The sequence below is a fragment of the Streptomyces flaveolus genome (assembly GCF_014648815.1).
Taxonomy (GTDB): domain Bacteria; phylum Actinomycetota; class Actinomycetes; order Streptomycetales; family Streptomycetaceae; genus Streptomyces; species Streptomyces flaveolus.
Genome location: NZ_BMRV01000006.1, coordinates 13,214 through 36,604, shown reverse-complemented (window position 1 = coordinate 36,604; position 23,391 = coordinate 13,214). Strand labels below are relative to the sequence as shown.

Sequence of the window (23,391 nt, the reverse complement as noted above, 5' to 3'; positions counted from 1 at the left end):
GCGCCCGGTGCGGCACCGGACGCCCCCCTGTTCGTTCCGCCTACTCGGCCGCCGCGGCGTCCGCCGCCTGGGCCTTCAGGGCGCGTTCCACGCCCGAGCGGGACTCCGAGACCAGCCGGCGCAGGGCCGCGTTCGGCTCCGCGGAGGCCAGCCAGGCGTCCGTGCGGTCCAGGGTCTCCTGGGACACCTGCACCGCCGGGTACAGGCCGATCGCGATCTGCTGGGCCATCTCGTGCGAACGGGACTCCCAGACGCCCTTCAGCGCCTCGAAGTACCGCTCCGTGTACGGCGCCAGCAGCTCGCGCTGGTCGGTCTGGACGAAGCCGGCGATGACCGCCTCCTGCACGGCGTTCGGCAGCTTGTCGGACTCCACGACCGACTCCCAGGCCTCCGCCTTGGCCTGCTCGGTCGGGCGGGCGGCCCGCGCGGTGGCGGCGTGGCGCTCACCGGCGGCGGTCTTGTCCCGCTCGTACTCGCTCTGGATCTCCGAACCGCCGAACCGGCCCACGGCCGCCAGCCGCTGTACGAACGCCCAGCGCAGCTCGGTGTCGACGGCCAGGCCCTCGATCGTCTGCGTACCGTCCAGCAGCGCGTCCAGCAGGTCGAGCTGTTCCGGCGTCCTCGCCGTCGCCGCGAACGCCCGCGCCCACGCCAGCTGGTGGTCGCTGCCCGCCTCGGCGGCGCGCAGGTGGGCCAGCGTCGCCTCGGTCCAGCGGGTGAGCAGCGTCTCGCGGGCGGCTGGGTCGGCGTACTGGTCGATGGCCAGCTTCACCTGGCGGTGCAGCGACTGCACGACGCCGATGTCGGACTCCTTGCCGATGCCCGACAGCACCAGCGACAGGTAGTCGCGGGTCGCCAGCTCCGCGTCCCGGGTCATGTCCCACGCCGACGCCCAGCACAGGGCGCGCGGCAGCGACTCGGTGAAGTCGCCCAGGTGCTCGGTGACCACGGCCAGGGACTGCTCGTCCAGACGGACCTTGGCGTACGACAGGTCGTCGTCGTTCAGGAGCACCACCGCCGGGCGGGGCTTGCCCACCAGCTGCGGTACGGCCGTCAGTTCGCCGTCGACGTCCAGCTCGACCCGGTCGCCGCGCACCAGCTTGCCGCTCGCGTCGAGGTCGTAGGCGCCGATCGCGATGCGGTGGGGGCGCAGGGTCGGCTCGCCCTTGGCGCCGGCCGGGAGCGCCGGGGCCTCCTGGCGGACCGCGAAGGAGGTGATGACGCCCTCGGCGTCCGTCTCGATCTCCGGGCGCAGCACGTTGATGCCGGCCGTCTCCAGCCACGCCTTCGACCAGGTCTTCAGGTCGCGGCCGGAGGTCTCCTCCAGCGCGCCCAGCAGGTCGGACAGGCGCGTGTTGCCGAACGCGTGCCGCTTGAAGTACGCCTGCACGCCCCGGAAGAACGCGTCCTCACCGACGTACGCGACGAGCTGCTTCAGCACGCTCGCGCCCTTGGCGTACGTGATGCCGTCGAAGTTGACGAGCACGTCGTCCAGGTCGCTGATGTCCGCCATGATCGGGTGCGTGGACGGCAGCTGGTCCTGCCGGTACGCCCAGGTCTTCATGGAGTTCGCGAACGTCGTCCACGAGTGCGGCCACTTCGAGCCGGGCGCGTCGGCCTGGCAGGCGGCCTCGGCGAAGGTGGCGAACGACTCGTTCAGCCACAGGTCGTTCCACCACTCCATGGTGACCAGGTCGCCGAACCACATGTGCGCCAGCTCGTGCAGGATCGTCGCCGCCCGCACCTCGTACGCGGCGTCCGTCACCTTGGAACGGAACACGTACTGGTCGCGGATGGTCACCGCGCCCGCGTTCTCCATCGCGCCCGCGTTGAACTCGGGCACGAACAGCTGGTCGTACTTCTTGAACGGGTACGGGTAGTCGAACTTCTCCTGGAACCAGTCGAAGCCCTGCCGGGTCACCTCGAAGATGGCGTCCGCGTCGAGGTGCTCGGCCAGCGAGGGCCGGCAGTAGATGCCGAGCGGAACCGACTGGCCGTCCTTCTCGTAGACGCTGTGCACCGAGTGGTACGGGCCGACGATCAGCGCCGTGATGTACGACGAGATGCGCGGAGTCGGCTCGAAGGACCAGACGTTGTCCTTCGGCTCGGGCGTCGGCGAGTTGGAGATGACCGTCCAGCCCTCGGGCGCCTTCACGGTGAACTGGAAGGTCGCCTTCAGGTCCGGCTGCTCGAAGCTCGCGAAGACCCGGCGCGCGTCCGGGACCTCGAACTGGGTGTAGAGGTACGCCTGGTCGTCGACCGGGTCGACGAACCGGTGCAGGCCCTCACCGGTGTTGGTGTACGCGCAGTCGGCGACCACGCGCAGGACGTTGCGGCCCTCCAGCAGGCCCGGCAGGGCGATGCGGGAGTCCTGGAACACCTCGGCCGGATCGAGCGTGTCGCCGTTGAGGGTCACCTCGTGGACGGCCGGCGCGACCAGGTCGATGAAGGACTCGGCGCCGGTCTCCGCGACGTCGAAGCGCACCGTGGTCACGGACCGGTAGGTGCCGCCCTCCTGCGCGCCGGTGAGATCGAGATCGATCTCGTACGAGTCAACGGTCAGCAGCTTCGCCCGCTGCTGCGCCTCTTCGCGAGTCAGGTTTGTGCCAGGCACGCGGTCATCTCCTCGTTATGTGTGGGTTGCGCCATCCTTCCACGGCACCCGCACGGAACGCGATGTCCGTTTCCCGCCGGTCGCCGGTCCGTCCGCGCGCGAGCCTGGTCTCATGAGCAGCCACACCGTACGACCCATCGCACCGGACGTCCTGAAGGAACTGCGCACGGCCGACGACGCGGGCCGCGCCCCCGTCCCCGTGACCGACCACGAGGGCGACACGCCCCTGCGCTGCTGCCTGCGCCACAGCCGCCCCGGCGAACGCATCGCCCTGGTCTCCTACGCCCCGCTGCGCCGCTGGGCGGCGGCGACGGGCGCCGACCCGGGCCCGTACGACGAGCAGGGGCCGGTCTTCGTCCACGCCGAGGAGTGCGCGGGACCGGAGACGGACCGCCTCCCCTTCACCAACTCGCACCGCACCCTCCGCCGCTACTCCGCCGACGGGAACATCCTGGGCGGGCGGCTGGTCGAGGAGCCGGGCGCCTTCGCACCCGCCCTCCGGGAAGCGTTCGACGACCCGGCCGTGGCGTTCGTCCACGTCCGGGCCGTCGAGTACGGCTGCTTCCTCTACGAGGTCGGGCGGGGCTAGCCCTTCAGCTCCGCCGCCACCAGCTCCGCGATCTGCACCGCGTTCAGGGCGGCGCCCTTGCGCAGGTTGTCGTTGGAGACGAACAGGGCGAGGCCGTTCTCGACGGTCTCGTCCTGACGGATGCGGCCCACGTACGACGGGTCCTGGCCGGCGGCCTGGAGCGGGGTCGGCACCTCGGTCAGCGCCACGCCGGGGGCGCCGGCCAGCAGCTCCTTGGCGCGCTCGACGCTGATCGGGCGGGCGAAGCGGGCGTTGATCTGAAGGGAGTGGCCGCTGAAGACGGGCACGCGCACGCAGGTGCCGGAGACCTTCAGCTCCGGGATCTCCAGGATCTTGCGGGACTCGTTGCGGAGCTTCTGCTCCTCGTCCGTCTCGTGCAGACCGTCGTCGACGATCGACCCGGCCAGCGGCAGCACGTTGTACGCGATCGGCGCCACGTACTTGTCCGGCTTCGGGAACTCGGCCGCCGACCCGTCGTGGGTGAGCTTCGGGGCGTCGTCGCCGACCTTCTTGATCTGCTCGAACAGCTCGTCCACGCCGGCCAGGCCGGAACCGGACACCGCCTGGTAGGTGGCGACGACCAGCGCCTCGAGGCCCGCCTCCGCGTGCAGCGGACGCAGCACGGGCATCGCGGCCATCGTGGTGCAGTTCGGGTTGGCGATGATGCCCTTGGGGCGGTCGGCGATCGCGTGCGGGTTCACCTCGGAGACCACGAGGGGCACCTCGGGGTCACGGCGCCAGGCGGAGGAGTTGTCGATCACGACCGGGCCCTGGGAGGCGACCTTCTCGGCCAGCGCCTTGGAGGTGGCGCCGCCCGCGGAGAAGAGCACGATGTCCAGCCCGGAGTAGTCGGCGGTGGCCGCGTCCTCCACCGTCACGCCGTCGAGCTCCTTGCCGGCGCTGCGGGCCGAGGCGAACAGGCGCAGCTCCGTGACCGGGAAGTCGCGCTCCGTGAGGATCCTGCGCATGACCGTGCCGACCTGACCGGTGGCTCCGACGATTCCGACCCTCACGGTGACTCCTTCTGGTGACGTGCGTGCACCCGGCCGGGCGGGCGGGGCCCTTCCATCATGCGGGGATTCCCGGTCGGTGTGTCCAATCGTTTGCCCGAGGGACGGACGGGCAACCCTCTCAGCTCCGCCTTTCGATCACCCAGTCGCCGATGGCCCGCACGTGGAGAATCCCTTCCGAGATGTGGTGCGGACCGGAAGTTGCGGTGACTTTCCGGCGCGGGAACAGATTTTCGTCGAGCTGGTAGAGGTGCTGGATGCCGCCCGTGGAGACGATGGAGACCTCGGTGTCGGGCCCGGTGTGACGTACGACTCCATACGCGGTGCCCTGGGTCCGCGCGCCCAGCAGGGGCGCGTCGGTGAAGGCGGCGGGCTCCAGCCGCCACTTCGTGGACTCCGGGCAGCCGATCAGGATGAAGCAGGTGCCGCCCGGATCGACCCAGACCGGACCGAGGGCGGGCCGGTGCCGGTCGCTGACGTCGGCGATGATCGTCGACTTCCCGTACGGATGGTTCCAGGCGTGCGCCGTCAGCCTCCCCTCCTTCTTGCGGGAGGTGCGCCGGACGGTCATCAGCGTCGGCGGGCCCTGGTAGCGCAGCGCGGTGGTGCCCCTGCCCTCCACCGGGCCGGTGATCAGCGGCGCCTGCTCCTCGGGCAGCAGCTCGAAGCTCCACGGTCCGGAGTGCTTGACCTGCACGGTCCTCTCGGACGCGCCCGCGCCGAAGGTCAGCGCGGTGCCGCGGAGGCCGTGGGCGTGGGTGTTCACCCACTCGGTCTCGTCGCCGTACTCGTCCACGGAGCGGGCCTCGACGCCGTAGCTGTGCTCGGCGTCCCTGAACTCGTACCGCACCAGCGCCGGCCGGCCGGGGCGGGGGCTGACCAGGGTGATCTTCTTGTCGCCCTTGCCCTCGTACACGCCGGCCGCCCGCCGCCCGGACCGGCCGCGGGTCTTCTCCGGCTCGACGGTGAGTTCCCACTGGTGCCGGCTCTTGTCGATCACGAGCAGGAGGGGGCCCTCGGGTATCCGGACGGTCTCCTTGACCCGGCGGCCGTTCCAGGCGTGGACCAGCTCCTCGGCGGGACGCCTCAGCTCGTCGAGGCTGTCGCCCGCGTGGTAGTTGAGCTGGAACCAGCCGTTGTGGCGGTCCGTCGCCCGCACCTTCACCTCGGCGGCGGGGCCCGTGTGGAGGAAGACCTCGCGGCCGCTGCCCTCGAAGGTTCCGGCGCCGAGCCGGCGGGCCGCCGACAGGGGCAGGACGGTCAGCTCCCACTTCCCGTCGTGGCGCACCTTCAGTTTCAGCGGGCCGCCCTTGCGCGGTGGCACGAGCAGGGCGCGGCTGTGGCGGTCCGGCAGGTCGTCGCAGAAGACGTCGTCCTCGCGGCCGGGGATCTGGACGTGGAGGAAGTCGTAGTCCCGGACCTTCGCCTCGAGGATCACCGGCCCCGAGTCGGGCGGGAACGGCAGGTCCACGGTGATCGTCCTGGCCTTGTCCCCGGTGAAGGTGCGTGGCTCGAACTCGAAGGGCTCACCGCCCCAGGAGGGGGTGTCGTCGTCGGCCAGGACGGTGACGTCGTACGGGGCGGCGGCGGGTGCCGGGGCGGTTGCCGCGGGTACGGCCGGGACGGGGGCCGGGCCGGGTACGGCCACCGGCGTGAAGGCGGGCGGGGTGGAGGCGGGTGGGGCGAACGCCGGGGACGCGGGCCCCGCGGGCTGCACCACGGTGGGCGCGGGCCCCGCGGACGCGGCGCCCCCCGCGGGCGCCACCCCCGTCTTGCCCACACCCGTCAGCGGCACGGGCCCGGACCCCGGCGCGGCAGCGGCCGGCGCCGGCGGCGGGGCCGCCTGTGCGACCGGGGCCGCCGCGGACCCGGCGACCACCACCCCGAAGTCCGTCGCCAGCCCCGCCAGCCCCGAGTCGTAGCCCTGGCCCACCGCGCGGAACTTCCACGCCCCGTCGCGCCGGTAGAACTCCCCGAGCACGAAGGCCGTCTCGCTGGACGCGTCCGTCACGTCGTAGTGCGCCACCACCGCGCCGTCGGGCGCCACCACCTGCGCGTACAGGCCGGGGACCTGCCCGAACACCCCGTCGTCGCAGGACCCGGCGATCAGCACCCGCTGGACGGCCGGCTCGATCCGCGGCAGGTCCAGCTCCAGCCACTCGGCGAGCTGCCCGCCGCCCTCACCGGTGCCCATGTGGCGCACGGTGCCGGACGGATGCGCGGGCTGGCCGTGGAAGACGATGTCCGCGTCGCCGCGCACCGATCCGGTCGCGTCGAGCAGCAGGGCGGCGGCCTCCACGGCGGGTACCCCCGGCACCCGGCTGCGGCCCACGGCGACCCGCAACGGCACGGCGGGGACAGGGGCGTTGGCGCCCTTGGTGATGTGCGTCATGGGGCACATCGTGACAGTGAAGACGGTGTGAAGAAAAGATCTTTGTACGGAAGCGAACGTTCCGCCGCGGACCGGCGTCCTAGGGGAAACGCCGCGAGGGGAGGGGTGGCTGTGCTGCGCGGAAGGGGCCGCCGCGGTCAGGGGGACGCCGTGCGCGACGATCCCCTGGACGCGGCCCAGGAACGCCGGGTGCGGGCGGTGCTCGCGCTGGGCGGCGTGCCGCAGGCGGACCTGCCGGACGGGGTGCAGCAGGTCCGCCTGCGGCTGCTGGAACGGGCGGCGCGGGGACACGAGGCGCCGCGGGACGTGTCCGCGTGGGCGGCGGTCGTCGCCTCCAACCTGGCCATGGACTGGCACCGGGCCCGGAGCCGGCAGGACCGGCTCGGTGAGCGCCTGGCGGCGCTGCGGCAGTCCGACCAGCCGTCGGGGGAGGACACCAGCGTCCTGTCCCTCGCCGTCGCCCAGGGCCTGGACGGGCTCCCCGACACCCAGCGGCAGGTCGTGGTCCTGCGCTTCTACGCCGACCTGCCCGTGCGCGCCATCGCCGAGGAGCTCGGCCTCCCCGAGGGCACGGTCAAGAGCCGGCTGCACACGGCGGTACGGGCGCTGCGGGCCCGCCTGCACGAGGACGAGGTGGTGTGAGATGGCCGCCGAACAGCACCCCGGTGGGCACGACGCGCTGATGGCGGCGATCACGGGCGAGCCGCTGCCGCCCGGCTCCGGCGCGGACGCCCACGACGCGTACCGCTCGGCGACGGCCGACGTGGCGCTGCTGCGGGAGCAGTTGGGGATCCTCGGGCGCGTCCTGGGCGAACCGGCCCCGGAACCGGAAGCCGCCCGGCCCGCACCCGTGCCCCGCCCGCGCCCCCGGCGCCGTTCGCTGCGCCTCGCGCTGGGCACGCTCGCCGTGGCCTGCGCGGGTGTGATGGTCGCCGGTCTCGGATGGCTGGTGGTGCAGGGCCCGGGCGGCGACGACGCGGCGGCCGACAGCGCCGCCTCGGTCGCCGGGCAGGACGGCCCGGCCCCCGGGGGGAAGACCGGCGCGGGCTTCGGTACGCCGCGCTACCTCGCCTGCGCCCGTCTGGTCGCCGAGGGCACGGTGACCGGCGCCGAACCCGTGCCGGGGGCCGCGCGGCACCGGATCACGCTCCGGGTGACCCGCACGTACACACCGCGGGAGGGCACCGGACGGAGCACCTTCGTGCTGGACGACACCACCGCCCGGCTCACCCCCGGCGACCAGGTGCTGGTCGGCATCCCGCGGGACCTGCCCGCCCCGGACGCCGTGATCACCGGCGCACAGGACATCGCCGCCGCCCGCGCCCTGATCACGGCCTCCCTGCCCGAGTCCCGCACCCTCACCTGCGACTGAGCTGCGGACGGCAAAGGGGCGGGCGCCCCACAGAGCGCCCGCCCCCTCACGACCTGCGTACCGGACTACGGCACGACGTTGCCGATCCGTACGCTGCCGAGGCCCGCGACCGTGCCGCGCGCGTTCACCAGCTGGACCCGGCCGAAGAACTCACGGTCCTCCGGCCCGGCGGCCAGCGCCGTCGCGCTGCCGGAGACCGTCGCCGAGTCGCCCGTGCCGAGCTTCACCGGCGCCGAGCCGTCCACGGTGACCGAGCCGAGGGACGCGGCGAAGTACACGTCCCGGTAGTCGTACTCGGTGGTGCCGGACGGCACCGAGTAGCCCGCGACCTTCACGGTGTACGTACCGGCGGCCGGGGCCGGGATCGACACCGACTCCTCCGAGTCGCCGTCGGCGGACTGGCCGGCGACCTTGCCGTCCTTGTCGTAGACCGTCAGGTCCAGGTCGGAGGCCGCGTCGGAGACGCCCCCGATGGCGACGTCGAGCGACGTGGCGCCCTCGGGCACCTCGACCGTGGTCGTCCTCGTCTCGCCCTGCTTGATCGTCGGGCGGGACGTCCCGGCCGAGCCGAGCGGGCCGCCGACCAGCTTGCCCTCGAGGGGGGCGTACTGGTTCGTCACCGTCCAGGAGGCGGTCGCCGGGGTGCCCGCCTTGGCCTCGGGCACGGTCACGACCTCCGGGTCGAAGACGGCGCCGAGGATGCTGACGTCCAGCGTGTACGGGTTGTCCAGCAGCGGCGAGGTGCGCCGCGACTCGACCTCCACCTCCCAGACGCCGGGCTGCGGGTCGGCGTACGCGCGCACGTCGGGCCGGCAGCCGTTGCCGTCGAGGTAGTTGTTGTAGCAGTACGGCGTGGACGTGTTGTCGACGGCGACGCCGTACGGGTGGATGGCGATGAACCGGGTCTGGCTCTTGTCCTCCAGCCCGCCGATCGCCACCTCGAGCGTCTTCGCGCCCTCGGGGACGGTCACGAAGTACGACTGGGTGCTGTTGCGCTGCACGGAGTTCTTCGCGGAGAAGGTGTACTTCAGCGGCGCGGAGACCACGACCGTGGTCAGGACCTGCTTGTCGATGCCCTCGGTGCGCGGGTCGTCGACCTCGAGGATCGCGCTCTTGAGCCCCGCGGAGCCCGGCCGCGCCTCGACCTTGACGGTCACCGGCTTGTTCAGCGGCAGCTTCACCTCGTCGGAGCCGACGATCCGGAAGGTGCGCCCGGCGTTGTTCTCGAAGTGCAGCTCGTGCCGGAGTGCCCGGTCGGCGCCGGACGTACGGGTCAGCGTGATCTCGTACGTCTTCTTCTGGCCCGCCTTCAGGCCGCCCTCGCGGTCGTACAGGCCGGTGCCGTGACCCGGGGTCTTCAGGAACTGGTCGATCGCGGTGTCGACCGGCGCCTTGACCGCGTAGTCGTGCGCGGTGGCGCCGCGCTCGATCGCACGCCAGGCGTCGGGCACGTTGACCAGGCCCGCGCCCTCCTCGTACGCCTGCACGCCCTGGATGTGGTCGGCGGTGGAGGTCAGCGCGGTGCGCAGCTTCGCCGGGGTGAGGTCGATGCCCTGGCGCTCGGCGGCGGACAGCAGCAGCGCGGCGGCGCCGGCGGCCTGCGGGGAGGCCATCGAGGTGCCCTGGAGCATGCCGTAGCCGGCCGGGAGCTGGTAGCCCGCCTCCGGGACGGGGGCGCCGGGCATCCAGGTCTGGATGGTGTTGATCGCGGCGCCGGGCGCGGTGAGCGTCGGCGTGAACCCGCCGTCCTCACGCGGGCCGCGCGAGGAGAACGGCATCATCGCGTACTTCGTCTCCACCGCGGAGCCGTAGTTGGCGGCCCAGGTCTCGCGGGAGATGGAGGCGCCCACCGAGATGACCTTGTCGGCCAGGCCCGGGTCGCCGATGGTGTTGGCGCCGGGGCCGGAGTTGCCCGCGGAGATCACCAGCTGGACGCCGTAGGTGTCGATGAGGCGCGTGTAGAGCTCGGCGCGCGCGTTGTTGCCGTCGTTCAGCGCCGGGAGCCCGCCGATGGACATGTTGACGATGTCGACGCCGCGGTTCACGACGAGGTCGATCATGCCCTCGGTGAGCGCGACGTTGGTGCAGCCGCCGGACCAGGAGCAGGCCCGCGAGGAGACGATCTTCGCGCCCGGAGCCGCGCCGTTCATCTTCCCGCCGAACAGGCCGTGGGCGGCGGTGAGGCCGGCCACGTGCGTGCCGTGCTCGGACTCGATGACGCCGATGTTGACGAAGTCGGCCTTGGTGCCGGACCCGTCGACGACGACGTCCTTGCGGATCTCGACCACGAACGGCTGACGCTCGGCGACGTCCGTCTTCGGGTCGTCGGTGCCGAAGTACCCGACCTGGAAGCCGTCCTTGTACGGCTTCATCGGGGTGTCGTCGGTGAAGTCGTGGTTGTTGTTCAGGTCGACGCGGACCGTGCCGGCCTGCGCGTCGTACAGGACGCCCCAGGAGTCGGTGGTGTCGCCGTCCCGGTTCGCGTCGCCCTTGGCGTCCCCGCCGGCGGTGACGGACTCGCGGAAGACGTTGACCCGGTACGAGCCGGCGGGCGCCGTCCAGCTCCGGCCGTCGTAGGTGAAGGCGGGGCCGGCGACCGGGGTGTCCATGCGCCGCCAGGTGGCGTCCCCGTCGACGACCGGGTCGGTCGCGGTGACCCAGTCGACGATCTTGCGCTCCCCGGTGGTGGTCTTCTGCAGCGCCGGGTGGCCGAGGTCCACGCCGGAGTCGAGGATGCCGATGGTGACGCCGCGGCCGTCCGCCTTCGGGTTCTTCTTCACGAAGTCGACGGCGCCCGTCTCGAAGGACGGGTTGTACGGGTTCTCGGCGGGCGTGTTCCGGCCGGGCGCCGGGTAGGCGCGGCCCTGCTGCGAGGCGCCGGCGGCCGTGTCCGCGCTCGGCGTCGGGTCGTCCAGCGGGATCTCGTCGCGCAGGTCGATGCCGTGCACGGAGGAGAGCTTCGCGGCGGCGGCGATGGCCGAGTCCGCCCTGGCGGTGGGGACGGTGGCGCGGACGTAGCCGAGCTTGTCGTCGGTCCGGCCCACGGCGCCGCCGCCGACGGCGTCCAGTTCCTCGGCGACCCGCTCGGTCTGGCCGGGCGCGGTGGCGACCATCATCGTGACGTTCTTCGTGCCGTCGGCCTTCGCCTCGGCGAGCCGGTCCGCGTCGTCCGAACCGAGCTTGTCGTGCGCGGACTTGACGGAGACGTCGGCCGGCAGCACGGCCCCGGTGCCCGGACCGTCGGCCGCGAAGGCCAGGGGTATCGGCCCGGCCGCGGAGAGCGCGGCGACGAGACCCGCGGCCACGGCTATGCGGGCCGCGCGTCTCGCGCCCGGTATCGGTTCGCGCTGGGGGGTGTGGGTCATCGGCATCCCTTGGAGTGAAGGAACGAGCGTGTACGACCGGGGCCGTTCGGTCCTGGCCGAAGCAGTCCGGAATGCGATCCCGGACGACCGCTCAGCTTTACGCAAGGGTTCGCTGTTTGGGGAGAGTTGTCCGTGACGTCTGGGAGGCATGGCGTACTTCCGCCATACGCCATCGAGGACGTAAGGAACATCTTGTGACAATCGCGGGAAACACGAGGAGGGACCGGTGGGCAGTCGCGCCCGCCGGTCCCTCCTCTCCCCTCCTGATGCCGCCCCGGTCCGTCACTACCGGGGCAGCACCACGACGTATGCAGCGGGTTCCCTGTCTCCGGCCGCCATCAACGCCGTTCGGACCACGGCCGCCTGGTGCTCCAGGGACTCCCGCAGCTTGCGCGGCGTGATGTGCACGACCGTGATGCCCAGTCGTTCCAAGTGCTCGCGCTTGCGGGCGTATTCCGACCACAGCGCGTCGTCCTCCTGGCGGTGGGCGCGGGTGTCCAGCTCCAGGGCCACCGCCTGCTCCGGCCAGTACGCGTCCAGACCGCCGAGGTGGGGGCCGCCGGGCAGCCGCAGGTCGACGTTCCACACCGGATCCGGCAGGCCGTGCTCGCGCACCATCCGGTACAGGCGCTGTTCCGCGATCGCCCGTCCCTCGGCCACCAGCGAGTCCACGGCGTCCACCACGTGCGGCCGGCCCAGCAGCCGCGCCCGGTTCAGCTCCCGTACCACCGCCGCGGGTTCGCAGTGCCCCCCGCGCACCGCCTCCGTGAGCAGCCGGCGGACGAGGCCCGCGTCCGTCAGTCCCGCCACCGCGTCGGCCAGGGCGCGCGCCACCGGCGCCACCGGCACCCCGGTGACCTGGACGGCGGCGGGCAGCGCGGCGGTGCGCACGATCCGCGCGCAGCCGGTCGAGCGCAGCCGGCGCATCCGCGGCACCAGGACGTCGATGGCCTCCAGAGACGGCAGCGGGGGAGCGCCGCTGAAGCCGTGCAGGGTCAGCGCGGCCAGGCCCGTGATCACCGCCTCCGCGTAGGCGGGGTCCGGTGCCCCGCCCGCGCCGGGCTGGACCGGCACCCCGGCGGTGGGCCGTTCCCTGGCCGCGTACAGCAGCACGGCGTGCAGCCGCTCGTCGCTGGTGGGCGGGCCGGGGTGGAGCAGGACGACGTTCGGCAGCAGCTGCTGCCAGGGCCCGCCGGGGCGGCACTGCTCGGCGGCCTCCGCGGCCGAGACGCCGTGCGCCCGGAGCTGAGCGGCCGTCATCAGGCGGCGGCGGCCGTCGGCCAGGTGGCGGAGGGGGCGGGGGGAGAGCGGGGTGTTGTGCGTCATGACCGGGGACTTCCCGCGCCCGGTCCCTCCCTTAACCGCTGTTACACGTCCATCGCCGAATCAGGACAAGCCCGCCCTAAAGGACGGGTGTTCGGATGCCGAAAACCCCTGGTCCGCGAAGGTGCGGGCCAGGGGTTACGGCTGCTATTGACTGAATTCCGTAACGATGACGGAACGCCCAATCATTGGCCAAAGCTCCGGGTGCTCTTGGCGCGCGGTGCAGGACAGTGACCTGGGCGGCGCCTCCGGCCGGTATGTCGCCGCCAGCGCCGAGACCGTCGCCCTGCTGCGCCAGCGGTCCCGGCCGTCCCCGTCAGGGGCGCGGGGAGCTGCGCGACCAGCCACGACGAACCCGCAGCCGAAGCGCCACCCCGCGCCCCGCTCACTCCCTCAGAGCCCGGCGGCAGCCCGGTCGCAGGCCTGCCCCCGCAGCGCCCGGGCCAGGTCGTCCCGTGCCTCCAGGACCAGCCGCCGCAGCGCCGGCGCGGCCTTCTCGTGGGTGGACAGCCAGGCGTCCGTGGCGTCGAGCGTGTCCTGGGAGTCGCGCAGGGACGGGAACAGGCCCCGGACGACGTCCATCCCGATCTGGATCGACCGCTCGCTCCACACCCGCTCGATCGCCGCGAAGTACTTCTCCGCGTACGGGGCGATCAGCTCCCGCTGCGAGGCCTGTGCGAAGCCCGCGATGGTCGCCTCCACCAAGGCGTTCGACAGGGCGTCCGACTCCACGACCTGCGCCCAGGCCTGCGCCTTCACCGCCGCCGACGGACGGGCGGCCAGGCAGCGCACCTGGTGCCGCTTGCCGGAGGCCGTGTCGTCCCGGGCCAGCTCGGCCGCCAGCATCTCCTCGTCGGCTTCGCCGTGCGCGGCGAGCGGCTCCAGGAACGCCCAGCGCAGCTCCTGGTCCACGTCCAGTCCGTCGATCTTCTCCGTGCCCTCCAGCAGACCCCGCAGCAGCGCCAGTTCCGCCTGGTCGGAGGCGACCACCGCGAAGAACCGCGCCCACGCCAGCTGCTGCTCGCTGCCCGGCGCCGCGTCGCGCAGCTCCCGCAGCGCGCCCTCGCCCAGCAGCCGGCCGACGGCCTCGCGCCCCTCGGGGGCCACGTAGTGCACCAGCGCCGACCCGGCCCAGGCGTGCAGCATCTGGAGGACGCCGATGTCGGACTCGCGCCCCGCGAACCGCAGCACCAGCCCGGCGAAGTCCCGCGCCGGCAGCAGCGCGTCCCGCGTCATGTTCCACAGCGCCGACCAGCACAGCGCTCGGGCCAGCGGGTCGGTCAGCGACCCCAGGTGCTCGCGCAGGGTCGCCAGCGAGGTCTCGTCGAAGCGGGTCTTGCAGTACGTCAGGTCGTCGTCGTTGACGAGGACCAGCTCGGGCGCCTCGGCCCCGGCCAGCTCCGCCACCACCGTGCGCGGCCCGTCGACGTCCACCTCGGCGCGCGCGTACCGCTCGAGCGCGCCCTCGCCGGTACGCCGGTACAGGCCCACCGCCACCCGGTGCGGCCGCAGTTCGGGGTGCGACTCGGCCGCCTCCTGTACGACGGCCAGCTCGTCGACGCGGCCCCCGGCGCTCAGCAGCACCTGCGGGGTCAGCGAGTTGACGCCGGCCGTCTGCAGCCAGGACCGCGCCCAGGCGGCCATGTCCCGGCCGCTGGTCTCCTCCAGTACCGACAGCAGGTCGCCGAGGCGCGTGTTGCCGTACGCGTGCCGCTCGAAGTAGCGCCGCGCGCCCTCCATGAAGGCGTCCTGCCCGACGTACGCCACCAGCTGCTTGAGCACGCTCGCGCCCTTGGCGTACGTGATGCCGTCGAAGTTGAGCTTGGCGTCCTCCAGGTCACGGATGTCGGCCGTGATCGGGTGGGTGGAGGGAAGCTGGTCCGCACGGTAGGCCCACGCCTTGCGGCGGTTGGCGAACGTGATCCAGGCGTCCTTGAAGCGGGTCGCGCCGACGTTGGCGAACGCGCCCATGAAGTCCGCGAAGGACTCCTTCAGCCACAGGTCGTCCCACCACTCCATGGTGACCAGGTCGCCGAACCACATGTGCGCCATCTCGTGCAGGATCGTGTTGGCGCGGCCCTCGTACGACGCCCGCGTCACCTTCCCGCGGAAGATGTACTCCTCCCGGAAGGTCACCATCCCCGGGTTCTCCATCGCGCCGAGGTTGTACTCGGGCACGAACGCCTGGTCGTACTTCCCGAAGGGGTACGGGTAGTCGAAGTGGTCGTGGAAGAAGTCCAGGCCCTGCTTGGTGACGAGGAAGACGTCGTCGGCGTCGAAGTGCGGCGCGAGACCCTTGCGGCACATCGCGCCGAGCGGGATCTCCAGCCGCGTACCGTCCTCGAGCAGGCGCTCGTACGAGTCCGTGACGTAGTGGTACGGACCCGCGACCACGCACGTGATGTACGTGGAGATCGGCTTGGTCTCCGCGAACCGCCACACCCCGTCCGTGCGGTCCCCGGCGCCGTTGCTCCACACCGTCCACGCCTCGGGCGCCCGCACCTCGAAGCGGAAGGGCGCCTTGAGGTCCGGCTGCTCGAAGCCCGCGAAGACCCGGCGCGCGTCGGCCGGCTCGTACTGGGTGTACAGGTACACCTCGCCGTCCTCGGGGTCGACGAAGCGGTGCAGGCCCTCGCCGGTGCGGGAGTAGGCGCACTGCGCGTCGACGACCAGCTCGTTGTCGGCGGCCAGGTCCTCCAGGACGATCCGGGAGCCGTCGAAGACCTCGCTCGGGTCGAGGTCCCGCCCGTTGAGGGACACGGCGGTCACGCTCGGTGCGATCAGGTCGGCGAAGCTGCTCGCGCCGGGCTCGTTGCACCGGAAGCGGATCGTGGTGACGGACCGGAACGTGCGCGGCCCCTCGCCCTCCGCGGCGCCGACGGCCGAGCGCACGTCGAGGGACACCTCGTACCCGTCGACGGACAGCAGGGCGGCCCGCTCCCGGGCCTCGTCGCGGGACAGATTCTCACCGGGCACGGGCGGCACTCCCTCGGGTGGTGTTCAGTATGCGGACAGCACTGATCCTGCCATGTGCCCCTGACGCGCGGCAGCCGGGAATGGCCGGGGTCGGCTCCTGCGTTGCCCGGGAAGAACGCTCGGCCGCGCACGCCCCCTGAGGAGAGACATGTCGGACAAGACTCCCGTCGACTTCTGGTTCGACCCGCTGTGCCCCTGGGCCTGGATGACCTCCCGCTGGGTCCTCGAGGTCGAGAAGGTACGGGACATCGAGGTCCGCTGGCACGTGATGAGTCTCGCCGTCCTCAACGAGGACAAGCTCGACGAGCTGCCCGAGGAGTATCGCGACATGCTGGAGAACAAGGCCTGGGGCCCGGTCCGGATCGTCATCGCGGCCCAGGAGGAGCACGGCCCCGAGGTGCTCGGTGACCTCTACACCGCGCTCGGCACCCGCATCCACAACCAGGGCGAGGGCCTCGGCAAGGAGACGATCGCCGCCGCCCTGAAGGACGTCGGCCTGCCCGAGTCCCTCATGGACCACTGGGACTCCACCCCCTACGAGCCCCAGCTGCGCGCCTCCCACAAGGAGGGCATCGACAAGGTCGGCCAGGAGGTCGGCACCCCGGTCATCGCCGTCCCCGGCGCCGACGGCGAGCAGCTCGCCTTCTTCGGCCCGGTCGTCACCCCCGCCCCCAAGGGCGAGGACGCCGCCAAGCTCTGGGACGGCACCCTCGCGGTCGCCTCGGTCCCCGGCTTCTACGAGATCAAGCGCACCCGCACCAAGGGCCCGGACTTCAGCAACCTGTAGTGCGGAAGGACTCCGGCAGATCGAAGCCGGACCTCCAGTTGAAGTAGGACTGCACCCGCACGCACCCTTCGCGGGCGCAGCGCCGGTAGGTGCCCAGGTCGGCCCTGGGCACCTTCCCCGCCGCCAGTGCGTACGCCTTCTCGGCGTCGACGAGCGGCCGGAAGTCCTGGTCCGTGTCCCCGCAGTTGGGGCACCGCCTGTTCGGAAGACCCATGCGGGCCACTGTCGCCCGGAACCCCTCCCACCGGGAAGCCCGGCGCGCGCAAAAGCGGCATTCCGGCCCGCGGACTCCCCCGCAGGGGGACCATGGAAGCCCCCACCACTGGAGGCGAGTCCCACCCCATGACGGAGATCGACACCTCGGTGCCGCACTCGGCCCGGATCTGGAACTACTGGCTGGGCGGCAAGGACAACTACCCCGTGGACGAGCAGGCCGGTGACGCCTACACCGCCGTCTTCCCCGGCATCGTCACCATCGCCCGCAGCAGCCGCGCCTTCCTCGGCCGCAGCATCCGGTACCTGGTGCGGGAGGCGGGCGTCGGGCAGTTCCTGGACGTCGGGACCGGGCTGCCGACCGTCGACAACACCCACGAGGTCGCCCAGCGGTACGCCCCCGATGCGCGGATCGTCTACGTCGACAACGACCCGCTGGTCCTCGCCCACGCCCGCGCCCTGCTCACCTCCACCCCCGAGGGCGTCACCGCCTACGAGGACCTCAGCCTCTTCGAGCCGGACCGCGTCCTCGAGGCCGCCGGCCGGACCCTGGACCTGGCCCGCCCCACCGCCCTGATCCTCAGCGGCATCCTCGGCCACGTCGCCGACCACGACCGGGCCTGTGACCTGGTCCGCCGCCTGATGGCCGGCCTGCCCTCCGGCAGTCACCTGTGCGTCAACGACGGCTCGCGGGGTACCGACCCGGACTACGAGGCGGCCCAGGACGGCTACAACGAGACCGGCGCCGTCCCGTACTTCCTGCGGCCCGTCGAGCAGATCGAGGCCTACTTCGAGGGGCTCGACCTGGTCGACCCCGGCGTGGTGTCCGTCCCGCTGTGGCGCCCGGACCCGTCCCCGGACGGCACGCCCCCGCGGCCCGTCGGCCAGCACGGCGGGGTCGCCCGCAAGCCCTGACCGACGCCCGCCGGCACAGGAAGCCCCCGCGAGTCACGTCCTCGCGGGGGCTTCCCTCATTCCGCCCGCCGCCGTGAAGGGTGAGAAGACGATCACGAGGCGGGACGTCTGCGGCTCGGGCGGCTCAGGGGGCCAGCAGCAGCGTGTTCGTGCGGGACTTGGCGGCCTCGTAGCGCCTGGCCACGTCCTGCCAGTTCACGACGGCCCACATGGCGTCGATGAAGTCGACCTTCTGGTTCTTGTACTGCAGGTAGAAGGCGTGTTCCCAGGCGTCGAAGACCAGGATCGGGGTGGAGCCCTGGCCCACGTTGCCCTGGTGGTCGTAGACCTGCTCGACGATCAGGCGCCCGCTCAGCGGCTCGTACGCCAGCACACCCCAGCCGGAGCCCTGCGTGGTCGCGGCGGCCTTGGTGAGCTGCGCCTTGAAGCCCGCGAAGGAGCCGAACGACTCGGCGATCGCGTCCGCGAGCTCGCCCGTGCCGTCCTTCTCCAGCGGCTCGCCGCCGCCGTCGCCGGTCATGTTGTGCCAGTAGATGGAGTGCAGGATGTGGCCGGAGAGGTGGAAGGCCAGGTTCTTCTCCAGGCCGTTGACCGACCCCCACGACTCCTTGTCCCGCGCCTCGGCGAGCTGCTCCAGCGTGTCGTTGGCGCCCTTCACGTAGGCCGCGTGGTGCTTGTCGTGGTGCAGCTCGATGATCTCGGGGCTGATCACGGGGGCCAGCGCGGAGTAGTCGTACGGCAGTTCAGGGAGCGTGTAGACGGACATGGCGGATCCCCTCCGACCTCTTATTGCAAAAGGCTTGCAAGTGCACGCTAGCAGCAAGAGTGGGTCCGGGGGGCGCCCGAGGGGGTGGCCGGGCGTGCCGCCGCGGACCCTGCGAGGGTCGTTCGGTGGGCAAGGAGGGGCCGCCCCGGGTCGAGCGGGACACGGGTGCCGGAGGTGCCTGTCTCCGAATCGGCCCACGAATCTTTTACAAAGATCACTACAACCCTTTCGGGGTGTGGTGCACATCACAACGAATACCTGACGGTTATCCGATTTCTGCCCGGTTTCTGCAATGGACGAGTCCACCAACCCCCGGCTTCGATAAGGGACTTGGCATTCAGGGGGGCGGCGACATTTCCCCTCGTAATCGAGAAGGGAGTCGTGATGTCACCATCACGACGGATATTCAGCAGACGCCAGTCTCTGGCCATTTTCGGCGGAATTGCGGCGGGTGCCGCACTGCCTCTGGGGGCATTCGGGTCCCGGCCCGCGTATGCGGCGGGCACGGTGGCGGCCGGCGGCGGTACGGGGCTGCCCGGTACCGACCGCGGCAAGGTCGTGCAGGCGTACCGGACCGGCGGCCGCGCGGTGCGCACGGCCGCGGCGGCGGCGCTCGTGGGCAACGCGGACGACGTGGCCACGTTCCTCGGCGAGAGGCTGCCGGCGGCGACGGCCGAGGACAACCGGTTCACGCTCACCGAGGCCCTGGTCAGCGCGGGCAAGGCCACGCGGGCCGGGATCGGGCAGGCACTGTCCGGCGGGGACGCGGCGGTCTCGGCCTATCTGCAGGGCGGCTTCGCGACGGCCGTGACCGAGGACCTCGAAGTGGCCGTGACCACGGTCAACGCGCACGGCGGCAGGGCCGTCAAGCGCGAGTCCGCCGAGGCGCTGGCCGCCCGTACGGACTTCGCGCTGCGGGACTTCCTCAGCACCGGGCAGTACGACGCCCAGCACGAGGACCAGCGCGTCGAGGTGACCTCCATCCTCGTGACCGCCTCGCCGCAGGTGCGGGAGTACGCGGAGCGGGCGCTCGACGACGGATCGCCGCGGGCGATCCAGTGGTTCCTGACGACGGGGCAGTACATCGCCCGGGCGCGGGACGAGGAGTCGGCGGAGATCCAGCAGCTGGTCAAGATCGTGGAGGCGGAGGGGCGGCGCGCCGAGCGCAAGACCGACGAGGCGGTCGAGCTGTCCGAGCAGGCGGTCAAGGCCGCCGAGAAGGCCAAGGCGGCCGCGCTGGAGGCGAAGGCCGAGGCGCAGGCCGCCGAGCAGGACGTGCAGCGCTCGGCCAGGGCCGCGAACAAGGCGGCGCGGGCCGCCCAGGGTGCCGCGGCCGCCGCGTCGACCGCGGTGTCCGCCTCGCGTACCGCGCAGGCCGCGGCCCGGCGCTCCGTTGCCGCCGCGAACGCCGCCTCGGCAGCCGCCGCCGCCGCGGGTCGCGCCGCGTCGCGTGCCTACCGCGCCGCGATCAGCGCCTCCAAGAACGCGAACATGGCGGAGGCCGCCAACCAGGCGGCGCAGGCCGCGCGGACCATGGTCAACTGGGTGCGCACCGTGGCCGCGAAGGCCACGCTCGCGGCCCTCGCCTCCGACGCCGCCGAGGCCGCGGGCAACGCGGCCGCGGGTGCCGCGGTCAACTCGGCCGCCGCCGCGCGCGCGTCGGCCGACGCGGCCGTGTCCGCCGGTGCCGCGCGGTCCGAGGCCGCCGAAGCGCAGCGCCAGGCCGCCATCGCGGAGGCCGCCGCCGGCCGGGCCACGGCGGCCGCGAGCCGGGCCTCGACGCTGTCCCGCAGGTCGGCCGCCGCCGCGCGTACCGCGTCCGCCGCCGCCGACAGCGCGGCCGACCACGCGGAGAAGGCCGCCGACGCCGCCGAGGAAGCGGCCCGGAACGCCGGCAAGGCCGTGGACTACGCCAACCGCTCCACCGCCGCCGCGAACGCCGCCGTGGAAGCCGCGAACAAGGCGTACGACGCGGTCACCGAGGCGCGTACGGTCGAGCAGGAGGCCAGAGAGGCCGAGATCGCGCGGCTCGAGGAGGAGACCGAGGAAGCGATCGAGGCCGCCAGGCAGCAGCGGGCCGCCGAGACCGACCGTCTCGAACGCGCCAACCAGGAGCGTACGCAGGAAGCGCGCTTGTCCGAGGAACTCGCCGCGCTGATCACCGCGATGGAGGCGGCGCTCAGGGACGGCCGGACCGGAGAGGCCGTGAGCAAGGGGCGGCAGGCCGCCGTCCAGCTGCTCGACCGGTCCGGTACGTGGACCCGCGAGGCCGCCGAGTTCGCGCTCGCCGGCTCGGACGAGGACGTCCTGCGCTGGATCGAGGCCGACCGGGCCATCGCGCTGCAGCAGGACAACGCGGAGAACGCCGCGGCCATCGCCGCGATCTCCACGCAGAACGTGGCCGAGGCCGCCGTGGCGGCGCTGCGAACCGAGGACGCCGCCACCATCAGGACCTTCCTGGCGAAGGGCGCGGTCGAGGCGGCCCGGGACGACAACGAGGTCGAGATCACCACGCTCCTCGCGGACACGTCCACCGGTACCGCCGTACGGCGGGCCGCGGAGGCCGCCCTGACGGACGGCTCAGCCGAGGCGCTGCACACCTTCCTGCACGTGAAGCGCGCCGCGGCCGTCCACGAGGACGACAAGGTGGCGGCCACCACGCTCCTGGCGAGCGGCGGCCCGTACGTCCAGGCCGCGGCGAAGGTCGCCCTCGAAGGCGACACGCACATGCTGCGCCAGTTCATCGGCACGACGCAGCACGAGTTCGCGCGGATCGACCACGATCACGCCACGCACATCAGCGCGATCCGTGCGGCGATCGCGCGGGCTGCCAAGGTCGCGCAGGACGCGCTCGAGGACGCGGCCCGCGCCTCCGAGGCCGCGGCCATCGCCCGGCAGGCCGCCCAGGAGGCCACCGACTGGGCCAACAAGGCAGAGGGCTGGGCGGCCGACGCCAAGGCCTCCGCGGAGGAGGCCCGCAAGAACGCGGAGGCCGCCGAAGCCTCCGCGGCCGCCGCCGCGAGGTCCGCGCAGACCGCGGCGAACGCGGCCGCCGCGGCCCGCAAGGCGAGCAGTGTGGCGCGGGACGCGGCCAACCGGGCCGTGCGCTCCGCCTCGACCGCCGCGGCCTACGCCGCTGACGCGCAGGCCTCCGCGACGAGGGCCCGGCAGGCGGAACTCGCGGCGGGCAAGTCCTTCACCGAGGCGGCCATCGCCGCCACCGAGGCGCGGATCCTGGTCATCCAGGCCGCGATCCAGCAGGCGATCCAGGACGCGATCGACAACTCGAAGGTGCCGATCGACGGCGAGACCGGGCTTCCCGACGGCGCCGAGAGCTGTCTGACGCCGTTCGGCGACCCGATCGAGCACAGCAACAGCACCAACCCGTGGGAGCTGGGGTGGAGCTGGCTGACCGGCACCGGCCCCCAGTCGCAGTGTTTCGGCCCGAACGACGAATTCACCAAGCTCTACCGCGAGCACGCGAACACCAAGGGCGTCATCGCGTACTTCCTCAGCGAATGGCAGCGCACCGGGAAGTACGAGCTGGGCCACACCTACATGTATGACTACCAGCTCAGCGGCTTCGACGGCGTCGGCAAATACCTCACGGACTACGGCACGCTCACCACGGCCGGGCTCACCGGCAACCTCGCGTACACGTTCCTGGGCTCGCACCAGGTCCGTATGACTCCCATCCGGGAGAACGCGGACGGATCGGTCACCTGGCGCTACACCGCGTACAACGAATCGGACATCGAGTCGGCGACGCACCCCCCGGTCATCGGATACACGGACTGGTGGAGCGACACCGTGGGCGCGTTCGTGGACAAGGTCGTCGGTGACGAGGGGCCGATGTCGCCCAAGACCCAGGTGATCGAGTTCGACGTTACGCTGGGCCCGTGACGCGCAAGAGGGCGAGTGGACGGTGGCTCTTCGCCGTGCTCGCCGCTTCGGCGGTGCTCGTCTCGGGGTGCTCGGGGGCGGTCGACCCGGAGGAGCTGCCCGGTGTGTACCGCTCCGACGACGGCGGGCGGATCGAGCTCTCGGCGAAGGGCACCTTCTCGGCCACCGGTGTGACGACGAGCGAAGGCGCGGAGCCGGTCGATTTCCATGGCAGCTGGGAATACGAGGACCCGGGAACGTCGAGTGATTTCGTCTACCTGGGGGTCGAGGACGGCGGGCTCGGCAAGACCGCCGGAATCCAGCTCTATGTAGACGATCAGGACACGCTGTATTTCCAGTCCGATCCGGACGGGCCGGTCACGCAGGAGCTCAACAGGACGAGCTGAGTGGTCCGACGGCGCCGGGCGGAAAGGGCGCGATGTTCTCCTTCGCGCCCTTTCCGTCTTCTTCCCGGACGCTTCTCTGCGGGCCGCACGGCGAGCTATTGCGAAGTCGTTATGGAGATCGCTACAACCCTTCCCTGATGTGACGCGTATCACGATCCATACCCACCGGTTATCCGGTTTCCGTCCGTTTCAGGTATTGGACGCGCTCGCCAAGTGCCCGCTTCGATAAGGGACTTGAACCGAAGAACTGTCGAGTTTTAGGACTGTGATGAAGTCACGCAGCGCATTCGTGCGCATTCTGGGCGCCGCGGCCACCGCCGGCGCCCTGGCATGGGCCGTACTCGCCCAGGGCGGCGCGGGTGCCGCCGCCGGGTCCTCCACCGACGCCGTCGCCGATGGCACGCCCGGCTACGCCGTCGAGGACTACAACTACCCGAACGCCGACAAGATCCTGGCCGAGCAGAACGTCGTCCTCAAGCGCGGAGACGGCCACATCGTGCTCGCCGACTGCGCCGGCGGGGGCAACCTCCTGCAGTTCCTCGCGCGCGACCACGAGGACGTCTGCTTCCAGGTCACCGCCGACGAAGGCTTCCTGACCCTCGAACTTCCCTCGGTGCACGGGGTGAAGACGGACGACTCCGCCAACACCCACCTGGAGATGACCGCCGAGGGCGACCAGGTCGAGTACGACATCCCCGCGGACACGTGGAAGGGCGTCGGCGAGTCCGTCGACGGCCGCGAGCACGTCCTGGTCGAGATCCGCGTCAACAACTAGCCGGG

Annotated in this window: 16 protein-coding genes; 8 read left to right on the top strand and 8 right to left on the bottom strand. The window is 72.1% G+C overall.

The window, feature by feature from the left end; genetic code table 11:
• Positions 1–40 precede the first annotated feature (40 nt).
• Positions 41–2,614: an aminopeptidase N gene (gene pepN / locus IEZ05_RS15935; RefSeq protein WP_189230771.1), complete on the bottom strand. Its 2,574-nt coding sequence runs from the start codon at positions 2,612–2,614 to the stop codon at positions 41–43.
• A gap of 112 nt (positions 2,615–2,726) precedes the next feature.
• On the opposite strand from pepN (IEZ05_RS15935), the gene IEZ05_RS15930 reads away from it, so the two are divergent.
• Positions 2,727–3,203, top strand: coding sequence for a DUF1203 domain-containing protein (locus IEZ05_RS15930; RefSeq protein ID WP_189230770.1), 477 nt, complete (start codon positions 2,727–2,729; stop codon positions 3,201–3,203).
• Here the strand turns inward: IEZ05_RS15930 and IEZ05_RS15925 are convergent.
• Together IEZ05_RS15925 and IEZ05_RS15920 are read right to left on the bottom strand one after the other, a co-directional pair.
• On the bottom strand, positions 3,200–4,216 hold the full coding sequence (locus IEZ05_RS15925; protein ID WP_189230769.1) for an aspartate-semialdehyde dehydrogenase: 1,017 nt from the start codon (positions 4,214–4,216) through the stop codon (positions 3,200–3,202). The genes IEZ05_RS15930 and IEZ05_RS15925 overlap by 4 nt on opposite strands.
• A 118-nt stretch (positions 4,217–4,334) precedes the next feature.
• Positions 4,335–6,605, bottom strand: a complete 2,271-nt coding sequence (locus tag IEZ05_RS15920; protein WP_229869728.1) for a TerD family protein — start codon at positions 6,603–6,605, stop codon at positions 4,335–4,337.
• A 105-nt stretch (positions 6,606–6,710) separates the two neighbouring features.
• Here IEZ05_RS15920 and IEZ05_RS15915 point away from each other — a divergent pair, with 105 nt between their 5' ends.
• On the top strand, positions 6,711–7,247 hold the full coding sequence (locus IEZ05_RS15915) for a sigma-70 family RNA polymerase sigma factor (RefSeq protein WP_189230767.1): 537 nt from the start codon (positions 6,711–6,713) through the stop codon (positions 7,245–7,247).
• 1 nt (position 7,248) lies between these two features.
• Positions 7,249–7,977: a hypothetical protein gene (locus IEZ05_RS15910; protein ID WP_189230766.1), complete on the top strand. Its 729-nt coding sequence runs from the start codon at positions 7,249–7,251 to the stop codon at positions 7,975–7,977.
• A 65-nt stretch (positions 7,978–8,042) separates the two neighbouring features.
• Here IEZ05_RS15910 and IEZ05_RS15905 read toward each other — a convergent pair whose 3' ends face one another.
• The 3 genes from IEZ05_RS15905 to pepN (IEZ05_RS15895) all read right to left on the bottom strand — a co-directional run bounded on the left by IEZ05_RS15905 (position 8,043) and on the right by pepN (IEZ05_RS15895) (position 15,641).
• Positions 8,043–11,342: a S8 family serine peptidase gene (locus tag IEZ05_RS15905; protein WP_189230765.1), complete on the bottom strand. Its 3,300-nt coding sequence runs from the start codon at positions 11,340–11,342 to the stop codon at positions 8,043–8,045.
• Positions 11,343–11,627: 285 nt separating this feature from the next.
• Positions 11,628–12,668, bottom strand: a complete 1,041-nt coding sequence (locus tag IEZ05_RS15900; RefSeq protein WP_189230764.1) for a hypothetical protein — start codon at positions 12,666–12,668, stop codon at positions 11,628–11,630.
• Positions 12,669–13,058: 390 nt separating this feature from the next.
• Positions 13,059–15,641 carry an aminopeptidase N gene (pepN, locus tag IEZ05_RS15895; RefSeq protein ID WP_189230763.1) on the bottom strand — a complete coding sequence of 861 codons (2,583 nt, stop codon included), beginning with the start codon at positions 15,639–15,641 and terminating at the stop codon, positions 13,059–13,061.
• A gap of 148 nt (positions 15,642–15,789) precedes the next feature.
• Between pepN (IEZ05_RS15895) and IEZ05_RS15890 the strand changes: the two genes are divergently transcribed.
• Positions 15,790–16,428, top strand: a complete 639-nt coding sequence (locus tag IEZ05_RS15890; protein ID WP_189230762.1) for a mycothiol-dependent nitroreductase Rv2466c family protein — start codon at positions 15,790–15,792, stop codon at positions 16,426–16,428.
• On the opposite strand, the gene IEZ05_RS15885 is transcribed toward IEZ05_RS15890, so the two are convergent.
• Complete coding sequence (locus tag IEZ05_RS15885; RefSeq protein ID WP_189230761.1) at positions 16,415–16,642, bottom strand: hypothetical protein; 228 nt, start codon at positions 16,640–16,642, stop codon at positions 16,415–16,417. The two genes, IEZ05_RS15890 and IEZ05_RS15885, sit on opposite strands and share 14 nt — an antisense overlap.
• Positions 16,643–16,770: 128 nt before the next feature.
• Here IEZ05_RS15885 and IEZ05_RS15880 point away from each other — a divergent pair, with 128 nt between their 5' ends.
• The gene (locus IEZ05_RS15880) at positions 16,771–17,556 is read left to right on the top strand and encodes an SAM-dependent methyltransferase (RefSeq protein ID WP_189230760.1); all 786 of its coding nucleotides are present in this window, start codon (positions 16,771–16,773) and stop codon (positions 17,554–17,556) included.
• Between the two features lie 124 nt (positions 17,557–17,680).
• Here IEZ05_RS15880 and IEZ05_RS15875 read toward each other — a convergent pair whose 3' ends face one another.
• A complete protein-coding gene (locus IEZ05_RS15875; protein WP_189230759.1) occupies positions 17,681–18,322 on the bottom strand; it encodes a superoxide dismutase in 642 nt (213 codons plus the stop codon).
• A gap of 507 nt (positions 18,323–18,829) precedes the next feature.
• On the opposite strand from IEZ05_RS15875, the gene IEZ05_RS15870 reads away from it, so the two are divergent.
• The 3 genes from IEZ05_RS15870 (at position 18,830) to IEZ05_RS15860 (ending at position 23,386) form a co-directional block, all read left to right on the top strand.
• A complete protein-coding gene (locus tag IEZ05_RS15870) occupies positions 18,830–22,225 on the top strand; it encodes an ALF repeat-containing protein (protein WP_229869727.1) in 3,396 nt (1,131 codons plus the stop codon).
• Positions 22,222–22,611: a hypothetical protein gene (locus tag IEZ05_RS15865; RefSeq protein ID WP_189230758.1), complete on the top strand. Its 390-nt coding sequence runs from the start codon at positions 22,222–22,224 to the stop codon at positions 22,609–22,611. The genes IEZ05_RS15870 and IEZ05_RS15865 overlap by 4 nt, the downstream gene beginning before the upstream one ends.
• A gap of 268 nt (positions 22,612–22,879) precedes the next feature.
• Positions 22,880–23,386, top strand: coding sequence for a hypothetical protein (locus IEZ05_RS15860; RefSeq protein ID WP_189230757.1), 507 nt, complete (start codon positions 22,880–22,882; stop codon positions 23,384–23,386).
• Positions 23,387–23,391 lie beyond the last annotated feature (5 nt).

Excerpts from the sequence above, each read along its gene's own strand:
- IEZ05_RS15860 (WP_189230757.1), top strand. The coding sequence starts at position 22,880 with ATGAAGTCACGCAGCGCATTCGTGCGCATTCTGGGCGCCGCGGCCACC.
- IEZ05_RS15900 (WP_189230764.1), bottom strand. The coding sequence starts at position 12,668 with ATGACGCACAACACCCCGCTCTCCCCCCGCCCCCTCCGCCACCTGGCC.
- IEZ05_RS15910 (WP_189230766.1), top strand. The coding sequence starts at position 7,249 with ATGGCCGCCGAACAGCACCCCGGTGGGCACGACGCGCTGATGGCGGCG.
- IEZ05_RS15875 (WP_189230759.1), bottom strand. The coding sequence starts at position 18,322 with ATGTCCGTCTACACGCTCCCTGAACTGCCGTACGACTACTCCGCGCTG.
- IEZ05_RS15905 (WP_189230765.1), bottom strand. The coding sequence starts at position 11,342 with ATGACCCACACCCCCCAGCGCGAACCGATACCGGGCGCGAGACGCGCG.
- IEZ05_RS15920 (WP_229869728.1), bottom strand. The coding sequence starts at position 6,605 with ATGACGCACATCACCAAGGGCGCCAACGCCCCTGTCCCCGCCGTGCCG.
- IEZ05_RS15890 (WP_189230762.1), top strand. The coding sequence starts at position 15,790 with ATGTCGGACAAGACTCCCGTCGACTTCTGGTTCGACCCGCTGTGCCCC.
- IEZ05_RS15880 (WP_189230760.1), top strand. The coding sequence starts at position 16,771 with ATGACGGAGATCGACACCTCGGTGCCGCACTCGGCCCGGATCTGGAAC.
- IEZ05_RS15930 (WP_189230770.1), top strand. The coding sequence starts at position 2,727 with ATGAGCAGCCACACCGTACGACCCATCGCACCGGACGTCCTGAAGGAA.
- IEZ05_RS15885 (WP_189230761.1), bottom strand. The coding sequence starts at position 16,642 with ATGGGTCTTCCGAACAGGCGGTGCCCCAACTGCGGGGACACGGACCAG.